Consider the following 20,469-nt stretch of genomic DNA (forward strand, 5'->3'; position numbering starts at 1 on the left):
GCCCTCTGTTGCATTCAAGTGCTACACATTTTGCGACACAAACGCAGATTGCGGAGACGACGTGCTCTGCACACCGCCCCCGAAATCGTCCTGTGACCTAGAACTTCAGATTCACGCTCACGCCATAGGTCCGCGGTTCGATATAGCGCTGTTGCAGACGGCTCGTGATGAACTGGATATACCGCGTCTCATCCAGTTCTCTTTCATCGGTGAGGTTCTTGGCCCAGAGGTAGATGCCATAGTTTCCATCTGGCGCTTCATACCCCGTACGGACATTGATGAGTGAATAACCGGGCAGAAGATCTGTCGGATCGTTCGTGGACCCGTCTGCGCCATAGCGTTCGCTCTTATAATTGTAATCCAGCCGCGAGCGCCACTGGCCCTGATTTGGCAGGGGAACATCATATCCAATCGCTGCATTGATCGTCCATTTCGGGGCGAGCGGCACGCGATTGCCCGTCGCGTCCGTCCGCCGGTCGATGACCCCGTCATTGTCGTCGCCAAAACTGCCTGCGGGACGCTGGAGCGGCACACCCTCAAAGGAATCGTAGGTGGAATCGACATATCCGATGCCCAGGGCCACAAGCAGCGGGTCGGTGGGTCTCGCGGATAATTCCAGCTCAAACCCCTTGGATTCGACGCTGGCCGCATTTCTCAGGACGTTGGTGCCAATCGTTCCGACGGTCGGGTCGAAGACACGAACCTGAAGATCGTCATAATTCAACAGGAACACCGCGCCATTGAGCTGCGCCATGCCATTGAACAGGCGGGTCTTCATGCCGGCTTCATAGCTGGTTACAGATTCTGGATCCACGGTGAGATCGTTGGCAAGAATACCGGTCGTGATGTTGCCGCCGACATTGAATGCACCCGACTTGTAGCCGGTTGCCACGCTCCCATAGGCCATGATGTCATCGGTGAACTGGTAGCGCAGACCGGCAGTGTATGAGATGTCGCTATCCTGGATATCTTCATCGATATCAGCCTGGCCGAATGGCACACCAAAAGCTGGCAGGATTGCCGCCGGATCAGAGGTCTGCAGCGCTTCCAGCTCTTTTGTTTCATCTGTGTAGCGCAAGCCGCCAAACAGCGTGAGATCGTCGGTGACACGAAAGTTCGAGTGAAAGAAAGCCGCGAAGCTTTCAACATCGACATCGTACTGGAAATTGGCAAAGCCAGCGAGCGCCGGGATCCAGGTCGGCAGGACCTCTGCAACTTCATCGCGGCTGTTGGCCTGCTTGAAATAATAAAGACCGGCAACATAATCGAAGCGATCAAATTCAGGCGATGCAAGACGCACCTCCTGGGTGAACAGATTCTGTCCGACCACCATCTTGTTGCGGTTATAGCCGCGAAAGTCCGACCCATCGACGTCGCGCGGCGCATTGATCTTGTCATCGCGATAGCCGGTTATCGAGGTCAGCGAAAAACCGTTCTCGAACTCGTGCTCAACCGTCAACGATGTACCGAATGTCTGAAGATCATTCCGGTCGATGAAGTCGCGATACACGGTAAATGGCTCGTCATCACCGGTGTAATTGGTGAAACCAATATCGGCGTTTTCCGCCTCATAATGGCGTGAGACGGAGTGGCGGTGATCGACTGAGAGGTACACCCCTGTATCGGGCGTTGGCGTGTAGCCGACCAGCAGACGGCCATTAAAGTCGTCGATATTGGCGAGATCCACCCCCAGGGTCCTGTTCCTGACATACCCATCGCGTTCGGTGCCGGACAGTGCCAGACGAAAAGCGAGTTTGTCTTCAACGACCGGGACGTTGACGCTCGCCCTGACCCGGCGCAGATTGTAATTGCCGAGCTCGGCGGAGACCTGTCCGGCAAGTTCATTGTCCGGGCGTTTGGAAACAATATTGAGCGCGCCTGCGATCGTATTCTTTCCGAACAGTGTTCCTTGCGGCCCGCGCAGGACCTCCACGCGTTCGATCTCGCCGAGATCCTGATTGACCGAAAAGTGCTTGCCCATATAGACGCCGTCGAGATAGACGCCGTAGCCATTGTCAAAGCCGATCTGAAGCGGCTGAGCCTGCTGAAAAACACCCCGGATCGAGATATCGGCGCCGCCGCCTTCACGGCTTGAAGGATAGACCAGGTTCGGGATGGAGTTGGCCAGGTCCTGCAGATTCTGTGAGCCGGTCGCTTCGATCTGTGCTTCGCTGAACGCCGAGATGGATATCGGCACATCCTGAAGGTTTTCCTCGCGTTTGGTCGCCGTAATCGTCACCGTATCAAGCGTGCGCGATTGCTCCGTATCCTGATCGGCTTCCTGCGCGTGGACCGCGCCGGTTGCGCCAGCCATAGATGTCGCGATCCCTGCGAGTATCGCTCTCTTCCACTTTGATTCTCTCAATGCTTCCTCCGCATGGCGCCATTTTGTTGATGGTGGAGGTTGGCGCCCTTCTCCTTATTTCGAACCGGCAGGCTGACAGCGCAGATGCTGCCGCCTGGTCTGTCAAAGACAGGCAATGTTCGGGAGGTCACGATTCACAAATGTCGAAGGCGCACTTTTAACAAGCACAAACCCCTCCCTGTCATCCGGTCTCTGTTCGCCGGTTGATTTGAGTATTGTCGAGCCACCGATATTCCGAAACAGAAGATGATTGCGTGGGGACATAGCCTTGGTCTATGCCTTTTGAGAATTTCGGCTCTGAATAGCCCTCGATAGCGAGACCGCAAAATGGATCTTCATCACCTGCGCCTTGTCGCGGAAATCTGCGAACGCGGCAGTATTGGGAAAGCGGCGCAGGCACTCGGTATTTCGCAGCCGACACTAAGCAAGACACTTGCCCGCCTAGAAGATCAGCTCGGCCAAATCCTGTTTCAGCGCGGTCGCGGAGGATCAGCAACGCCAACAATATTTGCAACGCACATCAGCGCGCGCGCCCGCGAAATTCTGCGCTGGTCGGATCAGCTTGCTCGAGAAGTCGAACTCCTTGCCGGCGGAGAAGTCGGCCGCGTTCGCATGGGTATCGGGCCAGGCGCGAAGGCCTTGCTGATGCCGGAACTGGTCACGAAAATTCTGAACCGATTTCCCAACCTGCATCTCGACGTCGACGTGCTCGCCTCTGACGAGCTGTATGACAGGCTGATTTCCCGTCAGCTCGACCTTGTCGTCGGACACTTCAGCCCCCTGCTGGACTTCCCCGATATGCGCGTCCTGCCGCTTGTGGATGAGCCTGGCTCGTCAATTGTCCGCGCCGGCCACCCTTTGACCGAAATCAAGAACATCACCTGGCAGGACAGTCTGAATTTTCCGCACGTCTCGACCGTCCGATACAAGACTTACGCGCCGTATTTCTCGGAAGGCCTTCCCGCAGGGGCCGAACAGATCCTGACAACCGTCAGAACCTCGGATATGGAATGCGCGCACCGGCTGGTCTCAGAGATGGACTTTGTCGCGCTCGCCTCCCAGCTCGTCTTTCGATCTGATCTTCAGTCCGGACGCTTCGTGACCCTGCCGCTACCTCGCCGATATCATTCAGCCTGCTCAGTCGCCGTCACCGATGAGGCAGCTCACTTTCCAGTCGTGCGCGGAATTATCGATCTCGTCCGCCAAGGGCTGGAAAAGGCTGGGCTCGAATTGTTGTCGTGAAGGCGACGTCTCTCTCATTCGCACGCTGACCCGCGCTGCCCGTTCGTTTCGAGACGCTCCGCTTAAGCCTTCTTGCATGTTAGCTTGTCTTGAAAAGTGAAGCTTCATGCGACTTTTTCCTGTCTCAGTCTTTAGCACCAGCATGCCCGTAATCTGCGGGCGGCGCCGATCGCGGCGAAACCACTTCCACATCGCCAACTGCCTCGTGCAGACTCTGCGCGCGTGTTGCTAAATTTGAGCCCGCCCTTAAAGCTAATGATATTAGTTTTACAGAAAAGCGCGAGCGACGATTCAGGAGCGACCTGCGCTCGACCTTTCGGAGGAGGGAACGCATATGACTTCAAAAGCTATCACCACGCCGACGACCCACAGGCCTGCCTCGAAAGCCCCTACCCTGTTCTCCCCCATCAAGGTCGGAGCGGTGGAAGCCCCCAACAGGATTTTCATGGCGCCGATGACGCGTGGAAGGGCCACGCAAGATCACGTCCCAACTGAAATCATGGCAGAATATTATGCCCAGCGCGCAAGCGCCGGACTGATCATTTCTGAAGCGATCGGAGTCAGTCCTGAAGGCCTGGGATGGCCGTTCGCTCCGGGTCTTTACACGAAGGACATGGTGAAAGGCTGGAAAAACGTCACCGACCGCGTCCACAGTTCAGGCGGACGTATTTTTGCGCAGCTCTGGCATATGGGCCGTCTGTCGCATCCCAGCTTCTGGGGAGGCGACAAACCGGTTTCCGCTTCTGCAACTCTCAGAATTGGGGAATGTCACACCTACGATGGAAAGCGCCCTTACGTAGAAGCTCGTGAGCTGGCCACTCAGGAGATTCCGACCCTCATAAAGCAATTCGCCGATGCGGCCGAGAATGCCATGGATGCTGGCTTTGACGGCGTTCAGCTACACGCAGCAAATGGCTATCTCATTGACCAGTTTCTTCGCGATAGCTCGAACCAACGCCAGGACCAATACGGCGGGCCGATCGAAAACCGGATACGGTTTCTTGTCGAAACAACTCAGTCTGTGGTCAGCCGAGTCGGCGCGGATCGCTCGTCCGTCCGACTGTCGCCGAACGGAGAATCCCAAGGCATCGACGACAGCAATCAGGATGCTCTATTTACCGCCGCCGCTCGGGCGCTTTCGCCCATGAACCTTGCTTTCCTTGAGCTGAGAGATGTGGGCCCACACGGCACGTTCGGTTCATCCGATCGGCTTCAAGTCGCGCCACTGATCCGCAGGGTTTATGATGGCCCCCTTATTCTAAACGCCGATTATACGCCGGCAACCGCGCAGCATACTCTCGATATTGGACTTGCGGACGCGATTTCATGGGCACGCTATTTCATCTGCAATCGCGACCTGCCCCAAAGGTTCAAGGACGGAAATTTCCGAACGCAGTCGGACATGTCGACATGGTACTCACAGGGCCCGGAGGGCTATATCGATTATGATTAGCGTCGGAGCCGGCCGACGCTCGGTCGACCGCTCTCCGCAGCAAATATCCGGGAAACGGGCCTAGACGTCCCACTCTATTGGCAGCGCTTCCAGAGCGATAACCAGGCCAGCCCGCGAATGGTGGCGCTCACCAGGCTTCAAACGGAAGCTCGGAATTCGTTTGACCCACTCTTCGGTAAGGATCCTGATTTCGGTTCTTGCCAGATTGTTGCCGATACAGAGATGCGGACCGGACGAAAACGTCAGATGAGTCAGCATTTCGCGATCGACATCAAACTCCCCAGAATTCTCAAAGCGCCGATCATCGCGGCTACCAAGCGGCAGTGCGCAGACGATCATCTCGCCTTCCTTGAACGTCACGCCGAATTTCTCGCAGTCCTTGGCCACAAGCCGGGGCGTGTTCACGACGCCGAAGCTGCGAATGCCTTCCTGTACAAAGTTCGGAATTATCTCAGGCTCCTTGACCAGGCGGGCCTGAAGCTCCGGGTTCCGGGCGAGGTGCCGGTACGTGTACGACGTGACATTGGTAACGGTGTCCATCCCACCGAGGAAGAGGAGCAACAGCATGTCCTGTAGCTCATCATCGCGGATTGTCCGTCCATTTATCTGGAAGTTCACCATTTTGGAGATGAGGTCGTCGGCCGGATTTTGCCGACGCATCTCGGCAATGCCCATCATGAGAGAGATGATCCGTCCGCCCAAGGCCTGATAGTCTTCAGCCGTACGAGCATTGAAATAGTCATCGGCGAGCGCGCGGAAGTCATGCAGCTTATCCAGCGGCATACCCATCAGGTCCATGAAAACGGAAACCGGAAAACGTGCCGACACCTCCCTGACGAAATCGCATTCCCCTTTGTCGGCGATGTCTTCAATAATTTCGATGGCAAACTGGCGGATGCGTGGTTCCATAGCCGACACAGATTTAGGCATGAAGAACGGCATCAAGGCCTGACGAAACGGAAGATTATCTGGAGGATCCAGATTCAGGGGAATGTTACGGGGCGGGTTTTCCACGCGTGGCACTTGCATTTCCCGAGCGGAGAAATGCTCAAAGTCCTTCACGATTTCAAATATGTGCTCATACCGCGTTGCGATCCAATGCCCCCCGTTTCGGGGACTATAGAAAATATCGGGCGCATCCTGATGCAGGGTCTGAAAAGACGCTTGGACATCGTCCGTGTGTCTCGGATCACCATAAATATCGAAGTCGAATACAAGACTGGCATCGACATGATCTGGCACTTCTGAAATCAAATTGGCTTCGGACATCGTGGATCTCACCTCCCTTTTTGCGCCACAAATCCACTAGCGCGGCGCATCATGTCTAAATGTATTAGTTTTTTAATTCGTACTCGTAAAGAGGTCTGACGGTGGCATTATGGTCACTGGCCGGCGGAGGCATTCCGGGCAAGCTCAAACCGACCTAAGAAGCGAATTTGTCAGTCGCTGAGCGCTTTAAGATATTGCCAGACGGCGTTGCCAGGACAAAGCTTCGCCTGTTCGACAATGCACTACGGCCTCGCAAGGACGACACGGGGTCAACGAATTTCCTATTGAAACTAATGTCTATAGTTTTATAAGCCCGATTCTGCAGGATCGATGGAAAGCCTATGCCAAAAGTAACATTTGTAGATTTTCAAGGCGAAGCGCGCACGGTGGATGGAACGGTCGGCCAGAGCGTCATGGAAACCGCCGTAAGGAATGACATTCCAGGTATTGTGGCTGAATGCGGCGGCTCATGCGCATGCGCGACATGTCACGTCTATGTCGATGAGGCATTCCTGGAGAAACTTACACCTCCCTCGCAATCCGAAACAGACATGCTGGATTTTGCAGAGGGCGCCCAATCGAACTCCCGCCTTTCATGCCAGATCACGCTCAGCGATGCGCTGGACGGCCTGAAAGTCACCACCCCCGAAACCCAATACTGAAGGGCCCTAAATGACGGACCAAGAAACACGCTCGAACGCGGTGGACCTCACCGGCAATGTCGCTTTCGTAACAGGAGCAGGATCAGGACTTGGCCGCAGGTTTGCCAAAACTCTGGCGCTCAGCGGCGCGAAGGTCCACCTGAGCGGTCGTCGGCTAGAGCCGCTTCAGTCGCTAAGGGATGAGCTGGAGGCGCTCGGCTGCACTGTATCGCTTGCCTCAATGGATATTTGCGACGCAGACGCGATTTGCGCTTCTCTGGACCACGCAGAAAGCGAACTCGGGACTGTCGATATTCTCGTTAACAATGCCGGCATAAGCGATGCTGATTTCGCCACTCGGCTCGATCTTGAACGCATCGATCAGGTCATCTCGACCAACTTCCGCGGGCCCTTCATTGCCAGCCGCGAAGTCGCAAACCGCCTGATCAAAGCAGAGAAACCCGGGCGGATCGTCAATCTTTCATCGGTCGGTGCGTTTCACTATCGTCCGAACTCCGCATCGGCCCTGTATTGCGCCACGAAGGCAGGCATTGTCCGGATGACTGAAACCCTAGCAATCGAGTGGGCGCGTTACAACATCAACGTAAACGCTATTGCCCCCGGCATGTTTTACTCAGAGATGACCGACGGGTTTATTGACCGCGTCGGCGACGGCATCAGCGATCGCTACCCCAGAAAGCGGATTGGTGATCCGGCCTGGCTGGACTCAACACTCCTGTATCTCGTCGACCCCAGATCTCACTTCGTAACAGGCACGTGCATCATTGCAGATGACGCGCAAGTCGCGAGATGAATTCGTCGCGTGTGGTGCCGAATCCTAACCGTGTTGACGCATGCCCCGCACCGGGTATTGTGTGCCTAACAATATTAGATTTAGAGCACCCCATGAATCCAAACCCATATCAACCCGGAAAGCAGCACGCATATGAGTGAGGCTATGACCCAGTACACAACTGGCGCTGACCAGGCCTATTTCGAGGGGCTGGAAGCCGGAGAAGTTCGTGTTCAATCCTGCGCAGGATGCGGCACTGTGCACTGGCCGGCAGTGTTCAGGTGTCCCGAGTGCGGCAGCTGGGAGCACAAGTGGAAAGCGGTGAAGCCCGTTGGCAAGGTCTTCAGCTGGACGAGGACCTGGCACGATTTCGGTGCTCCCAAGCAACTCCAACCGCCCTTCGTGACGCTTGTGGTCACTTTGGATGGTGTCGATCATGTCCGCCTGCTTGGGACGCTCGATAAACCCGATGAGCCGGTCAGCATTGGCCAGGATGTGGAGGGCCGCATCGAAACCTTTGACTTTCAGGGCCGAAAGATTCCGGCGCTGATCTGGTCAAAAGTTTAAGGAGAGGCATATGCAGGGCATAGCAGGAAACATTGCTGCAGCGGGCATTGGCCTGAGACAGTACAAAAGAGGTAGCGCGCCTCTTCCCGAGAGGGGCGTTTTGATTGGCGCCATCGTCGATGCTTGCGAGGATGCGGGCCTCCATCCATCGGAAATCGACGGCTTTGCCTCTTATGGCGACGATAACAACGAGCCCGTAAGGCTCATGACCGATCTGGGCATCAAGGAGCTCAGGTGGTGCAGCACCGTGTTTGGCGGCGGCGGCGGCGGCATCGCGGCAGCGATTGGCCAGGCTGCCGGCGCAATTCTAACGGGCCAAGCCAGCGCCGTTATCGTCTACAGGGCTTTGGTGCAGGGAGACAGTGGACGTCTTTCGGCCGCCGTCATGGCGCACCACTTGAACACGCATATGATTGGAGCTGGCATCATTGCGCCTGCCCAGACCTGCGCCATACGGGCGAACCGTCTTTTCGAGCATCATGGCGTGCCGCAAGAAACCGCCAAGGCCGTCGTTGATGCATGCTATTATCACGGCGCCAGGAACCCGGAAGCGGTGGCTTATGGCAAGTCGCTAAGCTCCGACGAGTATGAGAACTCCCGGATCATAAGCGAGCCGTTCCATCTGTTTGATTGTTCTCGCGAGAATGACGGGGCGGGCGCCATTCTCATTGTGTCTTCAGAACGCGCTCGCGACCTTAAGCAGAAACCCGCTTACGTGCTCGGCGTGACTCAAGGCGCAGCGAAAGGCTGGGGCGACCTTCTCGAAAATGACGATGAGGATCAGTACGCAACCGCAGGCTTCAAATCCGTTGCTCGCAATTTGTGGGATCAAACCGGCCTGACCCCGGCAGATATCGATGTCGCTCAAATATACGAAAACTTCAGTGCGCAGGCGGTCGCTTCCATCATCGATCATGGGTTCTGCACCCTAGAAGGTGCCGGCGAATTCATCACCTTCGACAACCTGATCGCTCCAAACGGAAAGCTGCCGATCAACACGTCCGGCGGAAATATTGCGCAAGGTTTTGTGCACGGCATTGGAATGATCATCGAGAGCGTTCGTCAGATACGCGGAGAATCGTCAAATCAGGTCGAAGATGCCAAAACGGTTCTTCTCGCTGGAGGCCCCGGCGCGCCGATCGTCAGCTCGGCCATTTTTGGCGCAGAACGACCACAATAGTTTCGGAGTAAAAGCACATGCAGTTCGACAGTGACTACAAGATGCTCATCGATGGCGAGCTGGTGGGTGCCAACGACACGATAGATGTCGTCAATCCCGCCACGGAAGAGGCCTTCGCCACCTGCCCCCGAGCTTCGAGCGATGATCTGGAAGCAGCCGTCAGCGCAGCAAAGCGGGCATTCTCCAGCTGGAAGAAGACACCCATTGAAGAACGCCGGTCCGCGCTTCGAAAAGCGAGCGCCCTGATCATGGAGCACGCCGACGCATTTGCGAGCTTGTTCACCAAGGAGCAAGGACGCCCGACAGCCATCGCTAAAGAAGAAATCATGGGAGCCGCCTACTGGTTTGCAGGCACTGCAGACCTCGACCTGCCTGTCGACGTCACTGAAGACACTGACACCAGGCGGATCGAAGTTCATCACGAGCCTCTTGGCGCGGTCTGCGCCATTGTCCCTTGGAATTTTCCTGTGCTTCTGGCCAGCTGGAAGATTGCGCCCGCGATCCTTACGGGCAACACAATTGTCCTTAAACCTTCTCCCTTCACGCCGCTGTGCACACTTAAGCTGGGCGAGCTGTTGCAGGACGTGTTTCCACCGGGCGTGATCAATATCATTAGCGGCGGGGATGAACTTGGCCCATGGATGACATCGCACAAAGGCTTCTCCAAAATCACCTTCACGGGGTCTACCGCGACCGGTCGGAAAGTGATGGAATCGGCCTCATCTGACCTCAAGAAAGTCACCCTGGAACTTGGTGGCAATGACGCCGCGATTGTTCTCCCAGACGTCGATGTCGACAAAGTTGCTGAGCAGATCTTCGCAGGCGCATTTTCGAATACGGCGCAGATTTGCGTGGCAACCAAAAGGCTCTATGTCCACGAGGCGATTTATGACGCGATGCGTGACCGCCTCCACGATCTCGCCAAAGCAGCGACCGTTGGAGACGGGAGCAATCAGGGTAACCGGTTCGGGCCGATACAAAACAAGGCTCAATTCGACCGAGTCACAAACCTGCTTGAGGACGCAAAAACCAGTGGACTGACGATGCTGTACGGCTCTGACGTCCCGAAGAAGGGTTTTTTCATCCCGCTCACTATCGTCGACAACCCTCCAGAGAACTCTCGCGTCGTCCAGGAAGAAGCATTCGGCCCCATCCTGCCCATGATGAAATTCTCGGATATTGATGAAGTCATCGACCGCGTAAACGACACAGAATATGGCCTGGCTGGCGCCGTTTGGTCATCGGACATTGAAAAAGCTACGAAGGTGGCTGCGGCAATGGAAAGCGGCACGGTCTGGATCAACCAGAATCTCCAATCGACGCCACTTACGCCGCTGACGGGACACAAGCAATCAGGCGTCGGATCGGAGAATGGCGTTTACGGCCTGCGTGAGTTTACGCAGCCCAAAGCCATCTACATTCCAAAATCTGCAAGCAATGTCGCTTGAAGAGCCGTTAGATGATTTCGGACGGAAGGCTCTTTGCCAGACCGAGACGCCTCGCCCGCTTCTTTTCAGCGGCGGTCAGGCGCTTCGGCGTCTGAGGTAAATGACGGAATCCTCGCAAGAAACTCATTATGGTTTCTTCGAACAACTCTTCCTCGTCATAAGGATTGGCGCGGACCGCCTCGGCAAGGTGCGGAAATTGCTCCAGATCGAAGTCAGGCATCGCTTGCACGCCGTATGATTTGGCAGCCGCTTCAAATAGAGCCGATCCGTAAGTGATCTTTTCCGTGCCTTCGCTGATCACCATCTGAACTTCAGGCGGATATGGACACATGGATGTCCAGAAGTCATACGCGCCTAAGAGGATGCGCCTCGGGAAAAACTGCAAAAGCAAGGGAACCGCATTGGGGTGCCGCAAAAGGGTCCGTCGAGTCGACTTGCAAAGTCGGACGAGCGTTTTTTCCCAGTCGTTTTCATCAACCTTCGGCGGTTCGATTTCCCTCAACAGCAGCAGGACAACCTCAGACAGAAGCTCGTTCTTGTCCTTGAAATGATAGTAAAGCGATGGCGCCTTCACACCGAGGCTCTTTGCTATGAGTTCAACGCTTAGTGAGCGCAGCCCCTGCGCATCGATGACGTTCAATGCGGCGACTGCTGCCCCTTCGCGGGAGATGAGAGACTTTGAAGGGCGACCCATGGCATTCTCTTTAAAACTAATACCATGAAGCAATAGTTAGGCCATCAGGCACCTGCAATGCCCGCTCCTGATAATTCTCCCACAACGTGCGATCGCCAGACCCGCTGTCTCAGGGGGCCTTTAACGTCTCTCGTGCCACCAAACGCTACACACTCGCGAGCGACTTTCTCTGGATGATATCTGCGGCGCGCCATGCCATCGCCATGGTCGGGCCATTTGTATTGCCGGATGGAATAACCGGCATGATCGATGTATCGATCACACGTAAGCCCTCCACGCCTCTGACTTTGAGCTCCGGATCGACAACAGACGTTTCCGGGTCTGCACTCATACGGCAACTCCCCACAGCATGATAACCGCACGTGCCGAATTGATCGTATGCTTTCAGGATATCATCATCGGAAGAGTAATCCGGTCCTGGCAGTGTTTCCTCTTCGACATATTGCGCAAGTGGTTCCTGCTGAACCCATTTTCGTGCCACGCGGACAGCACCGATCATGGCCTGTCTGTCTTCCTCAGTGTCCCGGTAATTCGTTCGCAGTTGCGGCGGTGCATCCATATCAGTTGACGTGATGTGCACATGGCCCCGCGACGTCGGCCGCAGCGGATAAATTGTTACGTGAATGCCGGGGTGGCGCTCCACATCCTTGCGATCCTTTTCAAAGTCAAAGCTGAACGGCGCGAACAGGAACTGCGCATCCGGTCGATTGAGGCCTGGGCGGGTCTTGAACCAGGCCACTTGCTCGTAGGCTGCTGCTGACATCGGTCCGCTGCGGGTCAGATAGTATTGAAGGCCGGCCTTGATCATGCCGAGCCCGTAATATTTCTTGTTGTGCGAGATGTCCTTGTTGAGTTTCCACTGCATGATAATCGCGCGGTGCTCCAACAAATTCTCACCGACATTCGGATTTGCGACGACAACGTCAATACCGAGGTCGGAAAGCCGCTCCGGGTCGCCAATACCTGAGCGCTCGAGAATGTTTGGCGAAGCCATTGCCCCGCCGCACAGGATCACTTCGACGCGGCACTCGATCTGCTTTTTCTGCCCCTCATGAACGACATAAACTCCAACAGCGCGCTTGCCCTCCAAAACGACGCGGTCGACCGTGCAGTCTGTAATGATGTCCAGATTGGGGCGTGACCGAATAGGGTCGAGAAAGGCTGTGGCCGCGCTTTGACGCCTGCCTTTATACACCGTGCGAGGCGCATACCCGATGCCTTCAACATCGTCTGGAGCGTTTGTATCCGGCTTTTCAACCCACCCCATAGACTTGCCGGCATCAAGCATCGCATCGGTTATCGTGTCCTTGGTATCGGGCAACGTCACCCTTAGAGGGCCGTCTGCGCCTCTGGTTTCGTCGCCCCCCAGTTCGTGCGATTCAAGCGCTGCGTAAGCCGCGCCAATATGATCCCAGCTCCAATCATCGCTGGAAATTTCAGCGATTGTGTCGAAATCGGCTGGCTGCCCACGCACGTACATCATGCCGTTGATTGAGCTCGACCCGCCAAGCACGCGTCCACGCACCCAGACTTCCGATGTCTGATTATTGGTGTCTTCAGGAACACTTGCATAACCCCAAACGTGTTTCGGGTCGGCCATGACCTTGGCCAAGCCTTTGGGCATCTTGATAAAAGGATGTGTGTCTGGCGGCCCCGCTTCCAATAAAGCGACGCTTATCTCAGGGTCCTCAGACAAGCGGTACGCCAAGACACAGCCGGCGGCTCCGGCTCCGACGATAATGTAGTCGTATTTCTTCAACGCGCTCTCCCAGATTATTTGAATTATTAAATCTAATACGAGCAGTTTTATTGCTTTTGGGCAAGACTGTTCATGCCGACCCCACACATCGTGAATGTTGAAAAGCTCATCAGATTTGAGTGACCGCAATTTCCAGTGGCGGTCAGGCTCGCCCGGCTGGAACGTCGAACAGCTCTTTTTTCCTCTAACGAACTCGAGCGCTATTCACTCTGAGAAGTCAGTAGAAACAGCCAAATTTAGCGCAATCCTGTTTCGCGCGACGCCATGTAAAGAAGTGTGGCGCAACGCCGGCCTGTAATGCATCTCGGTGAGATCTGATCCTGAACCGGGTGGCCTGTTAATTTTAGGCGTTGCCGCCAAACCGCAATATGTGTAGCAAAGATAAAACTAATATAATTAGAACGGTGATGCTCATTCCATAAAGGTCAGGAATGGCGGGCGGCTGCGTCGGACACCGAATCTAAAAATCCAGGGCAGGATCGTATGTTGAAAAAACTTGTTTCGCTGATTGGCTCCTCATCGCCCCAGAGACCATCGTGAATTCATCACAGCCCGTCACGCAACAACCCGCGCGCGGGCAGGTCTGGCTTGCCATTGCAACCTGCTTTCTGGTGGCAACCATTGAAGGCTATGACATTCAGATCCTTGCTATCGCCGCTCCAAAATTCGCCCCGGAACTCGGCTTCGATTCAAGTGCGCTCGGATGGATATTCGGGGCTGTCAGCTTTGGCATCATGATTGGCAGCTCATTCGGCGGACGAGCGGGCGATGTTTTTGGTCACCGAATTGTTCTGTCATCAGCCCTTCTCACCTTCGGCCTCTTCACGCTGCTCACCCCGTTCTGTCAGTCCTTCGAGTCGTTTCTGATTGTTCGTATGTTGACCGGCATTGGCTTTGGCGTCGCGCTGCCGAATCTCATGTCGATGGCCGCCAACATTTCCACGGACAAGAGCACCTTTCGTACAAATGCTGCTGTGTTTTGGGGCGTACCACTCGGCGCGGTTGTCGCTGCAGGTCTGTTCTCACAGGGCATGAATTGGCAAATGGCTTTCTTCGGCGGGGGAACCGCGGCTCTGGCATGCATTCCGCTGGTTTTACTGTCCTTCACCGGCAAGCGACCTGCGCGAACTGAGCCAGAGACGATGAAGGAGAGCTTCCTTCGTCAGCTCCTTTCCGACAAATACCGCAATCAAAGCCTGCTTATCTGGGTCATTTTTGCGCTGGCATACCTCGTTTCATACTTCGCATCCGTCTGGTTGCCGATGATTGTTTCGGGCAAGGGGTTCACGCCGGAAACCGCCGCGAGCGTGATGCTGGCTTACGGAATTTTCGGCATGATTGGCATTTTTGCTGTCGGCTGGGCGTGTGACCAGTTCGGCTATCAAATTCCGGTCACCCTCTGCTGGATCGCGATTGTCCCCGTTCTTATGTTCACCGCCCTCAGCAGCGACTGGTTAACGTTACATATCATCGGCGCCCTGACCGGGTTTCTGGTCAATGGTGGCGTTTTTGCTCTGTATTCGGTCGCAGCAGCGGGATATCCGGTTCATCTCAGAGGCGCGGGCTCAGGGGCTGCCTTGGCATGGGCCCGGTTCGGCGCCATTCTCGGTCCGCTGACAGGGGGCTGGCTGCTCAATACGAACCTGTCGCAGATTTACATAATGGGCGTGTTCGCCATCATTGCGTTGACGACCGCATCCTTCGTTTTTGTATCTGGATTTGTTCTGAAAAGCAGGCCAGCGGCCTCGACACTTCCACCAAAGCCCAAAGCCCATGCCCCGGGGCATTGATACGCGGACGGCCGCCAACTCGGACACTTTCATTTAAACAGATGTAGATTGCCGGTCGGCGCTCATGGCGGGCCGGCGCAAGGAGAAGAAGACTAAATGCTAAACGACCTTCAGCTGGAGTATGTTGAAACTCAAGTACACGACGAGGTGATGACAATCACGCTCAACCGTCCTGACCAACTCAATGCGATGAACAAAGGTCTGGTGAAGGACCTGCGCAACATCTTTCAGGCGCTCTATTGGGAACGCTCAGTCCGGGTCGTCGTGCTTCGAGCGGCCGGGCGAGCCTTTTGTGCAGGCCTGGATCTGAAGGAAGCATCCGTAACCGATTCGTCCAGCGACCGGGACGTTGCCGCGCTTCTCGATGGACAAAGGTCGATCGCCGAAATCTACGTCGCCATGCGTCGATGCCCGCAACCAATCATCTGCTGCGTACAAGGCGCGGCAAGCGGGGGCGGTTTCGCCCTCGCACTTGCGTCCGACATCCGAATTCTCTCGGAAGATGCCCGTATGAACGCCGCTTTCATCCGCATCGGTCTCAGCGCCTGCGACATGGGTGTGTCTTATTTCATGCCGCGAATGCTCGGCATGTCGAAAGCAAGCGAATTCATGCTCACCGGGCGATTCATCAGTGCAACAGAGGCGCTGGAATTGGGACTCGCCAATCGCGTCGTGGCGCCTGAAGCGCTAGAGAAGGAAGCTGCTTCCTTCTGCGAAGACATGTTGCGTGCAACGCCCATGGGGCTTCGCCTCACGAAAGATGTTCTCAATCTCTCAATTGATGCTCAAGGGCTCGAAGCGGTGATGGCGCTTGAAGACCGCAATCAGATGCTCACGTCGCAGGACCCCAATTTCCGAGAAGGCGTCGCCGAGTTCATGGAAAAGCGCAAGCCGAATTACTCTTCATGAGGCAGCGCGTTCAGCGGCCAGGGACGGCATCACGACAAGAGCGCTTTCATACTGAAGCTCATGTCTTTCAGCTGCCCCTCCCCTGAACGGTCGGGCGATCCACAGGACACCAAAGCTCTGGCGGGCCGCTGACCGCGTCGATTGCAATCAGGCAGCCCGCTTTCAGGTATAAGGCCGCGAGCTTCGTCTCGTCCGGCACCGCCCCTCAGCGCACACGCGTTAATTCAGAAACGCAGCTTGCATATTTTTCTCGCAAGGGGGGTTTGGAAAGCTTGCCGGTCGCGGTGCGGGGCATCGGCTCGTTTTCAATCGCAACGTAGCGAGGCACCTTGTAATCGGCGAGCTGCTCATTGCAGTGAGCGATCAAGGCAGGCACATCGACCTCCCCGGTCGCATACACGATAGCGAGCGGGGTTTCGCCAAACTTGTCATCTTTCGCGGCAATGACGAGACACTCTTCAATGGGCTGGCCACTGCATAGCACGGCCCGCTCGACTTCAGCTGCCGCAATGTTCAGCCCACCGGAAATGATAATGTCCTTCATGCGGTCCACGAAGGTCAGCAATCCGTCTTCATCCATGACGCCCAGATCACCGGAATAAAGCCACCCATCCTTGATCGTCTTTGCGGTCTCCTCGGGATTGTTCCAGTATTCGACCATATTGCCGGGGCCGCGCATAATGATCTGGCCCACCGTATTTGGCGGAACCCGATTGCCGTCTTCGTCTACAATCGCAATTTCGTTGAAGAGACCGCCCATTCCGCATTTCTGAGGCTGCATTTTTGCAAGATGCTCAGGCATGATGGTGCCGTTACCGCCGCACTCTGTCTGTCCGTAGATCTGGCGCACAACGATACCCTTCTTCATCCAGGTATCCTGCAAGGCCTGCGTGACCGGCGCCCCCCCGCTCGTGGCCATCGTAATGCTGGACAGGTCGGCATCCTCAAACTCGGGCAGTTTCGACAGCGCCTCAAAGAAGACGGGCACACCGCCAAATCCGTTTATCTTCTTGTCGACAATCGTTTTGAGGAAGGCTTGAGGCTCAAAGGACTTCAAGAAGAACAGGGAACAACCCAACACGCTATAATGGATCAGCTGCACGAAACCCGCAGACGTGCTCAACGGAGCCGGGACGATAACGCGCGAGCCCTTACCGATGCTCTGCTCTTCCATCACGTGCGTCGCGACATAACCCGTCATCGTGCGGTGTGAGAAAACGACCCCTTTTGGCTTTGCGGTCGAGCCACTGGTTGCGATTATAACGACCTTGTCATCCGGTTTGGGCTGGTGCGCGACCGTCGCCGGCTCCCCGTGCCTGTGCTCAAAGACCGATTGCAATGGAACCGTTTCGACATCGATATTCGCAAGTCTTGCGATACGGTCTTCGTCAGCGAAGACCATGCGCGGCTCTGTATCTTCAATGATTTCTGCGAGTTCGTGTGACGTGTACCGCATATTGAGGGGCTGAGCTATGCCACCTGCTCTCAGGATGCCGAGTATCAGCACGCAATATTGAAGCGAATTGCCTGCGCAAATTCCGACCCTGTCGCCCGGCTTAAGACCTTTGTGTATCAGGTGAGCCGCTATCCGTTCTGACCAATCGCGATATTCGAGGTAGGTGACGCGGTCATCAACAAAGTCCAAGGCCAGGGCATCCGGCATCACACGCGCCCACCAATGGATAGCATCATTTATCGTCTGCAAAATTTCCTCCCAGAACTCTGCGGCACTTAGCGCGCCTTATCTATAGAGTTTAGATTAATCGAAAAAATGGCGCGGGCAATCGATTCCTGAAACCGATTGCCCGCGCCAAGTCATTTGAGGTTTCGGCTAGAGCCGACCCTCGAGGAGTTCGTAATAAGTCAGAATCGTCTCTTCGAGACCGCAATAGGTGACGCGGTCCAGAGCGCCGCTCTTGAGACCTGCATGAGACATTTCAGCAGCCCAGAAATCTTCGCCGCCGAAGACATCCTGAATAAGCTTGTACGACTTTTCGTATATCGCTTCGCCCTTCTCCGTTTTCGGAGCGTCCGGCACCAGCATGAAATAGTCTACCGTCGTATGACCGGCCGAACGCGGCATCAGAATCATGACGCTGATATAGTAAGGGCTCGTGACGACAACGCAGTTCGGGAAGACCTGATAAGCATGCGTGACGGTCTTGTGAATATTGTCAGTTAGCCCCTCGAGCGACTCTGGCGTGAAATCCGCTTTTCCTGAAATCTGACGGACATTGAGTCCGAAGACATCCGTGACGCTAGGCACGTCCGCGAAGAGCTGGCCAATGGAATTTCGATGAAGGCGTTGCACATGATAGCCTTCCAGAAACGGCTCGAGGACGACCTTCCAGTTCGCATCAAGCTCGAACGTGCGGCGACCGTAAACACGCGCTTTTGGAATTCCCATTGCCGTAAAATCATCGTGGATTTGCTCGTGCAGATCGCTCCAGTCTGGCTTGGCATCCTTGTCCAGAATGGCCCAGATCATCCCCGCATGCTCGCAGCTTGGCATTTCCGCCAGATTGTGTGCGTGCTTTTCGAAGTTCTTGAATGTCTCCTGCCGTGCTGCAGCGACGAGCTTCCCATCAAGGGCGAACGTCCATGCATGATATGGGCAAGTCATCTTGTTCTGCTTGTGAACCTCACAATCATCAATGAGCTTTGCCCCTTTATGCTGACAGGCATTGAGGAAGACGTGGATCTCTCCGTCCTTGGTGCGCGTCACCAGAAGTGGGAGGCCGTAGCCATTATGCGCGATGACGCTGCCAGGCTCCAGCAGGGACGACACGGTAATCGGAACCGGCATCTTGCGGAAAATTTTCTTCTGCTCGAGCTCAAAGCGCTCATCGCCTGTAAAAATATCGACCGGCCGGCTCGCCTCGATCACCGATACGGTCGCCTCATCATGTGACGGAATTCTGCGGATGGCGTCAATCTGGCTATCACTCAACGTGTCCAGCGTCGGCTTCAGGGGATTGCGATCCATGATTACAGATGTGTCGCCCATTGGCTTTCTCCCGGTCGTTTTGTTTTTACCTATTGCCCTTAGTTTTACTGCTCACCCGGCTAATGTCAATGGACGCGCGCTCACAAACCAAGCTGCCCCTTGCTGAGAATTTTTCGCTGGATCTCGTTGGATCCGGCATAGATCGAACCGGCCCGGTCATTGAGGTATTTGGCCGAAGCGGTGACAAGGCTATCAGGCCCGACGAGCCCCTGATTGGATGGATGCGGCCTCGTAACCGGCCCGCCAGGGCTGGTGTGCTCCGGCTGGAAGGGCTGGACATATTCCCCTGCAAGGTCGAGCGCGATTTCAGTGACGTGCTGGCTGAGTTCAGTCCCCTTGATCTTCATCATGGAGGCCTTGAGTCCGGGGGTGCCGCCGCCGGATAATTCCGACATCATCATGAGCTCGGCGGCCTCAAGCGCGCTTGCCTCGATTTCAGCGGCGCTGATACGCTGGGAGAGGTCACTTTCAAGACGACCTAATTCGCGAGCGACATTTCGGAGCGCGGCGAGCCGCTGCAGCAGGCGCGGCCCATAGGATGAGCCGCCGCGCTCAAACTCAAGCAGGTATTTTGCGACGGTCCATCCCTTGTCGATTTCACCGACAACATTGGCCTTGGGCACGCGGACATCGTCAAAGAAGACAGCATTCTGGATGTGCTCGCCCGACAGCATGATGATCGGGTCGACGCGCACACCCGGCGCAGTCATATCAATCAGAAGGAAGGTGATACCGGTCTGTGGCTTGCCGCTCGCATCGGTGCGCACAAGGCAGAACATCATATTGGCTTCGTGGGCGTGCGTGGTCCAGATCTTCGAGCCATTGCAGATGAAGGCATCGCCATCGTCTTCGGCCGACATGGAGAGTGCAGCGAGGTCGGAACCGGCATGCGGCTCGGAATAGCCCTGGCACCAGAAGTCCTCACCCGACAGAATGCGTGGCAGGTAGTGAGCCTTCTGCGCCTCAGAGCCGTGTCCGATCAGGGCGGGTCCGCATTGCTCAATCCCCATGGGCGAAAGCGGCGGTGCGCCTGCTCTCGCGAGTTCAGTGTCGAAGATGTAGTGCTGCGCCACCGACCAGTCACAACCGCCATACTCAACCGGCCAGGATGGCGCCGCCCACCCCTGCGCATTCAAAATCGCCTGCCACTCCAAAGCTGTGGCCTTGTCCGCATAAACGCTGGTCATGCGCGCAGCATAGGCCTCGAGCTCGGGGGTCAGCTTATCTGCAAGGAAATCGCGCACTTCATTGCGGAAGGCTTCTTCTTCACGGCTGAAAGTCAGTTGCATATATAAGACTACCTATCATCATTAGGTATTGAATAGGGCGGTCATGCGCCTTACTCAAGAGGC

General features: G+C 55.7%; 16 protein-coding genes. 9 read left to right on the plus strand and 7 right to left on the minus strand.

From position 1 onward, the window contains the following. Nucleotides 1-97 precede the first annotated feature (97 nt). Nucleotides 98-2,314: a TonB-dependent receptor gene (locus WNY37_RS15250; protein ID WP_342974253.1), complete on the minus strand. Its 2,217-nt coding sequence runs from the start codon at nt 2,312-2,314 to the stop codon at nt 98-100. Nucleotides 2,315-2,692: 378 nt separating this feature from the next. Between WNY37_RS15250 and WNY37_RS15255 the strand changes: the two genes are divergently transcribed. Both WNY37_RS15255 and WNY37_RS15260 read left to right on the plus strand, forming a co-directional pair. Next, the gene (locus WNY37_RS15255; RefSeq protein WP_342974254.1) at nt 2,693-3,607 is read left to right on the plus strand and encodes a LysR family transcriptional regulator; all 915 of its coding nucleotides are present in this window, start codon (nt 2,693-2,695) and stop codon (nt 3,605-3,607) included. 334 nt (nt 3,608-3,941) lie between these two features. Beyond that, a complete protein-coding gene (locus WNY37_RS15260) occupies nt 3,942-5,060 on the plus strand; it encodes an alkene reductase (protein WP_342974255.1) in 1,119 nt (372 codons plus the stop codon). 60 nt (nt 5,061-5,120) lie between these two features. On the opposite strand, the gene WNY37_RS15265 is transcribed toward WNY37_RS15260, so the two are convergent. After that, nucleotides 5,121-6,329 (minus strand): cytochrome P450, encoded by a 1,209-nt coding sequence (locus WNY37_RS15265; protein WP_342974256.1) that lies wholly within the window; start codon nt 6,327-6,329, stop codon nt 5,121-5,123. Nucleotides 6,330-6,670: 341 nt separating this feature from the next. Between WNY37_RS15265 and WNY37_RS15270 the strand changes: the two genes are divergently transcribed. From WNY37_RS15270 to WNY37_RS15290, 5 genes are all read left to right on the plus strand, one after another. Further along, complete coding sequence (locus WNY37_RS15270) at nt 6,671-6,991, plus strand: 2Fe-2S iron-sulfur cluster-binding protein (protein WP_342974257.1); 321 nt, start codon at nt 6,671-6,673, stop codon at nt 6,989-6,991. A 10-nt stretch (nt 6,992-7,001) separates the two neighbouring features. After that, nucleotides 7,002-7,784, plus strand: a complete 783-nt coding sequence (locus tag WNY37_RS15275; protein WP_342974258.1) for an SDR family NAD(P)-dependent oxidoreductase — start codon at nt 7,002-7,004, stop codon at nt 7,782-7,784. A gap of 132 nt (nt 7,785-7,916) precedes the next feature. Continuing rightward, a complete protein-coding gene (locus tag WNY37_RS15280; RefSeq protein WP_342974259.1) occupies nt 7,917-8,330 on the plus strand; it encodes a zinc ribbon domain-containing protein in 414 nt (137 codons plus the stop codon). Between the two features lie 100 nt (nt 8,331-8,430). Beyond that, nucleotides 8,431-9,510, plus strand: a complete 1,080-nt coding sequence (locus WNY37_RS15285; RefSeq protein WP_342974260.1) for a transporter — start codon at nt 8,431-8,433, stop codon at nt 9,508-9,510. A gap of 17 nt (nt 9,511-9,527) precedes the next feature. Beyond that, a complete protein-coding gene (locus WNY37_RS15290; RefSeq protein WP_342974261.1) occupies nt 9,528-10,958 on the plus strand; it encodes an aldehyde dehydrogenase family protein in 1,431 nt (476 codons plus the stop codon). 7 nt (nt 10,959-10,965) lie between these two features. Here the strand turns inward: WNY37_RS15290 and WNY37_RS15295 are convergent, their stop codons facing one another. Beyond that, nucleotides 10,966-11,685 (minus strand): helix-turn-helix domain-containing protein, encoded by a 720-nt coding sequence (locus WNY37_RS15295; protein ID WP_342974262.1) that lies wholly within the window; start codon nt 11,683-11,685, stop codon nt 10,966-10,968. A 112-nt stretch (nt 11,686-11,797) separates the two neighbouring features. Further along, complete coding sequence (locus WNY37_RS15300) at nt 11,798-13,411, minus strand: GMC family oxidoreductase N-terminal domain-containing protein (protein WP_342974263.1); 1,614 nt, start codon at nt 13,409-13,411, stop codon at nt 11,798-11,800. Nucleotides 13,412-13,947: 536 nt separating this feature from the next. Between WNY37_RS15300 and WNY37_RS15305 the strand changes: the two genes are divergently transcribed. Next, nucleotides 13,948-15,201, plus strand: a complete 1,254-nt coding sequence (locus WNY37_RS15305) for an MFS transporter (RefSeq protein ID WP_342974264.1) — start codon at nt 13,948-13,950, stop codon at nt 15,199-15,201. A 96-nt stretch (nt 15,202-15,297) separates the two neighbouring features. Further along, entirely contained in the window at nt 15,298-16,110 is an 813-nt protein-coding gene (locus WNY37_RS15310) for an enoyl-CoA hydratase/isomerase family protein (protein WP_342974265.1), read from the plus strand. Between the two features lie 205 nt (nt 16,111-16,315). Here the strand turns inward: WNY37_RS15310 and WNY37_RS15315 are convergent, their stop codons facing one another. The 3 genes from WNY37_RS15315 to WNY37_RS15325 form a co-directional block, all read right to left on the minus strand. Then, nucleotides 16,316-17,815: an AMP-binding protein gene (locus WNY37_RS15315; protein WP_342974266.1), complete on the minus strand. Its 1,500-nt coding sequence runs from the start codon at nt 17,813-17,815 to the stop codon at nt 16,316-16,318. 126 nt (nt 17,816-17,941) lie between these two features. Continuing rightward, a complete protein-coding gene (locus WNY37_RS15320) occupies nt 17,942-19,117 on the minus strand; it encodes an SRPBCC family protein (protein ID WP_342974267.1) in 1,176 nt (391 codons plus the stop codon). Nucleotides 19,118-19,197: 80 nt separating this feature from the next. After that, the gene (locus WNY37_RS15325) at nt 19,198-20,406 is read right to left on the minus strand and encodes an acyl-CoA dehydrogenase family protein (protein ID WP_342974268.1); all 1,209 of its coding nucleotides are present in this window, start codon (nt 20,404-20,406) and stop codon (nt 19,198-19,200) included. Between the last annotated feature and the right edge of the window lie 63 nt (nt 20,407-20,469).

Origin of the sequence: Henriciella sp. AS95 (assembly GCF_038900055.1) — a bacterium.
Classification (GTDB): domain Bacteria; phylum Pseudomonadota; class Alphaproteobacteria; order Caulobacterales; family Hyphomonadaceae; genus Henriciella.

Excerpts from the sequence above, each read along its gene's own strand:
- WNY37_RS15250 (WP_342974253.1), bottom strand. The coding sequence starts at position 2,314 with ATGGCTGGCGCAACCGGCGCGGTCCACGCGCAGGAAGCCGATCAGGAT.
- WNY37_RS15255 (WP_342974254.1), top strand. The coding sequence starts at position 2,693 with ATGGATCTTCATCACCTGCGCCTTGTCGCGGAAATCTGCGAACGCGGC.
- WNY37_RS15260 (WP_342974255.1), top strand. The coding sequence starts at position 3,942 with ATGACTTCAAAAGCTATCACCACGCCGACGACCCACAGGCCTGCCTCG.
- WNY37_RS15265 (WP_342974256.1), bottom strand. The coding sequence starts at position 6,329 with ATGTCCGAAGCCAATTTGATTTCAGAAGTGCCAGATCATGTCGATGCC.
- WNY37_RS15270 (WP_342974257.1), top strand. The coding sequence starts at position 6,671 with ATGCCAAAAGTAACATTTGTAGATTTTCAAGGCGAAGCGCGCACGGTG.
- WNY37_RS15275 (WP_342974258.1), top strand. The coding sequence starts at position 7,002 with ATGACGGACCAAGAAACACGCTCGAACGCGGTGGACCTCACCGGCAAT.
- WNY37_RS15280 (WP_342974259.1), top strand. The coding sequence starts at position 7,917 with ATGAGTGAGGCTATGACCCAGTACACAACTGGCGCTGACCAGGCCTAT.
- WNY37_RS15290 (WP_342974261.1), top strand. The coding sequence starts at position 9,528 with ATGCAGTTCGACAGTGACTACAAGATGCTCATCGATGGCGAGCTGGTG.
- WNY37_RS15310 (WP_342974265.1), top strand. The coding sequence starts at position 15,298 with ATGCTAAACGACCTTCAGCTGGAGTATGTTGAAACTCAAGTACACGAC.
- WNY37_RS15320 (WP_342974267.1), bottom strand. The coding sequence starts at position 19,117 with ATGGGCGACACATCTGTAATCATGGATCGCAATCCCCTGAAGCCGACG.
- WNY37_RS15325 (WP_342974268.1), bottom strand. The coding sequence starts at position 20,406 with ATGCAACTGACTTTCAGCCGTGAAGAAGAAGCCTTCCGCAATGAAGTG.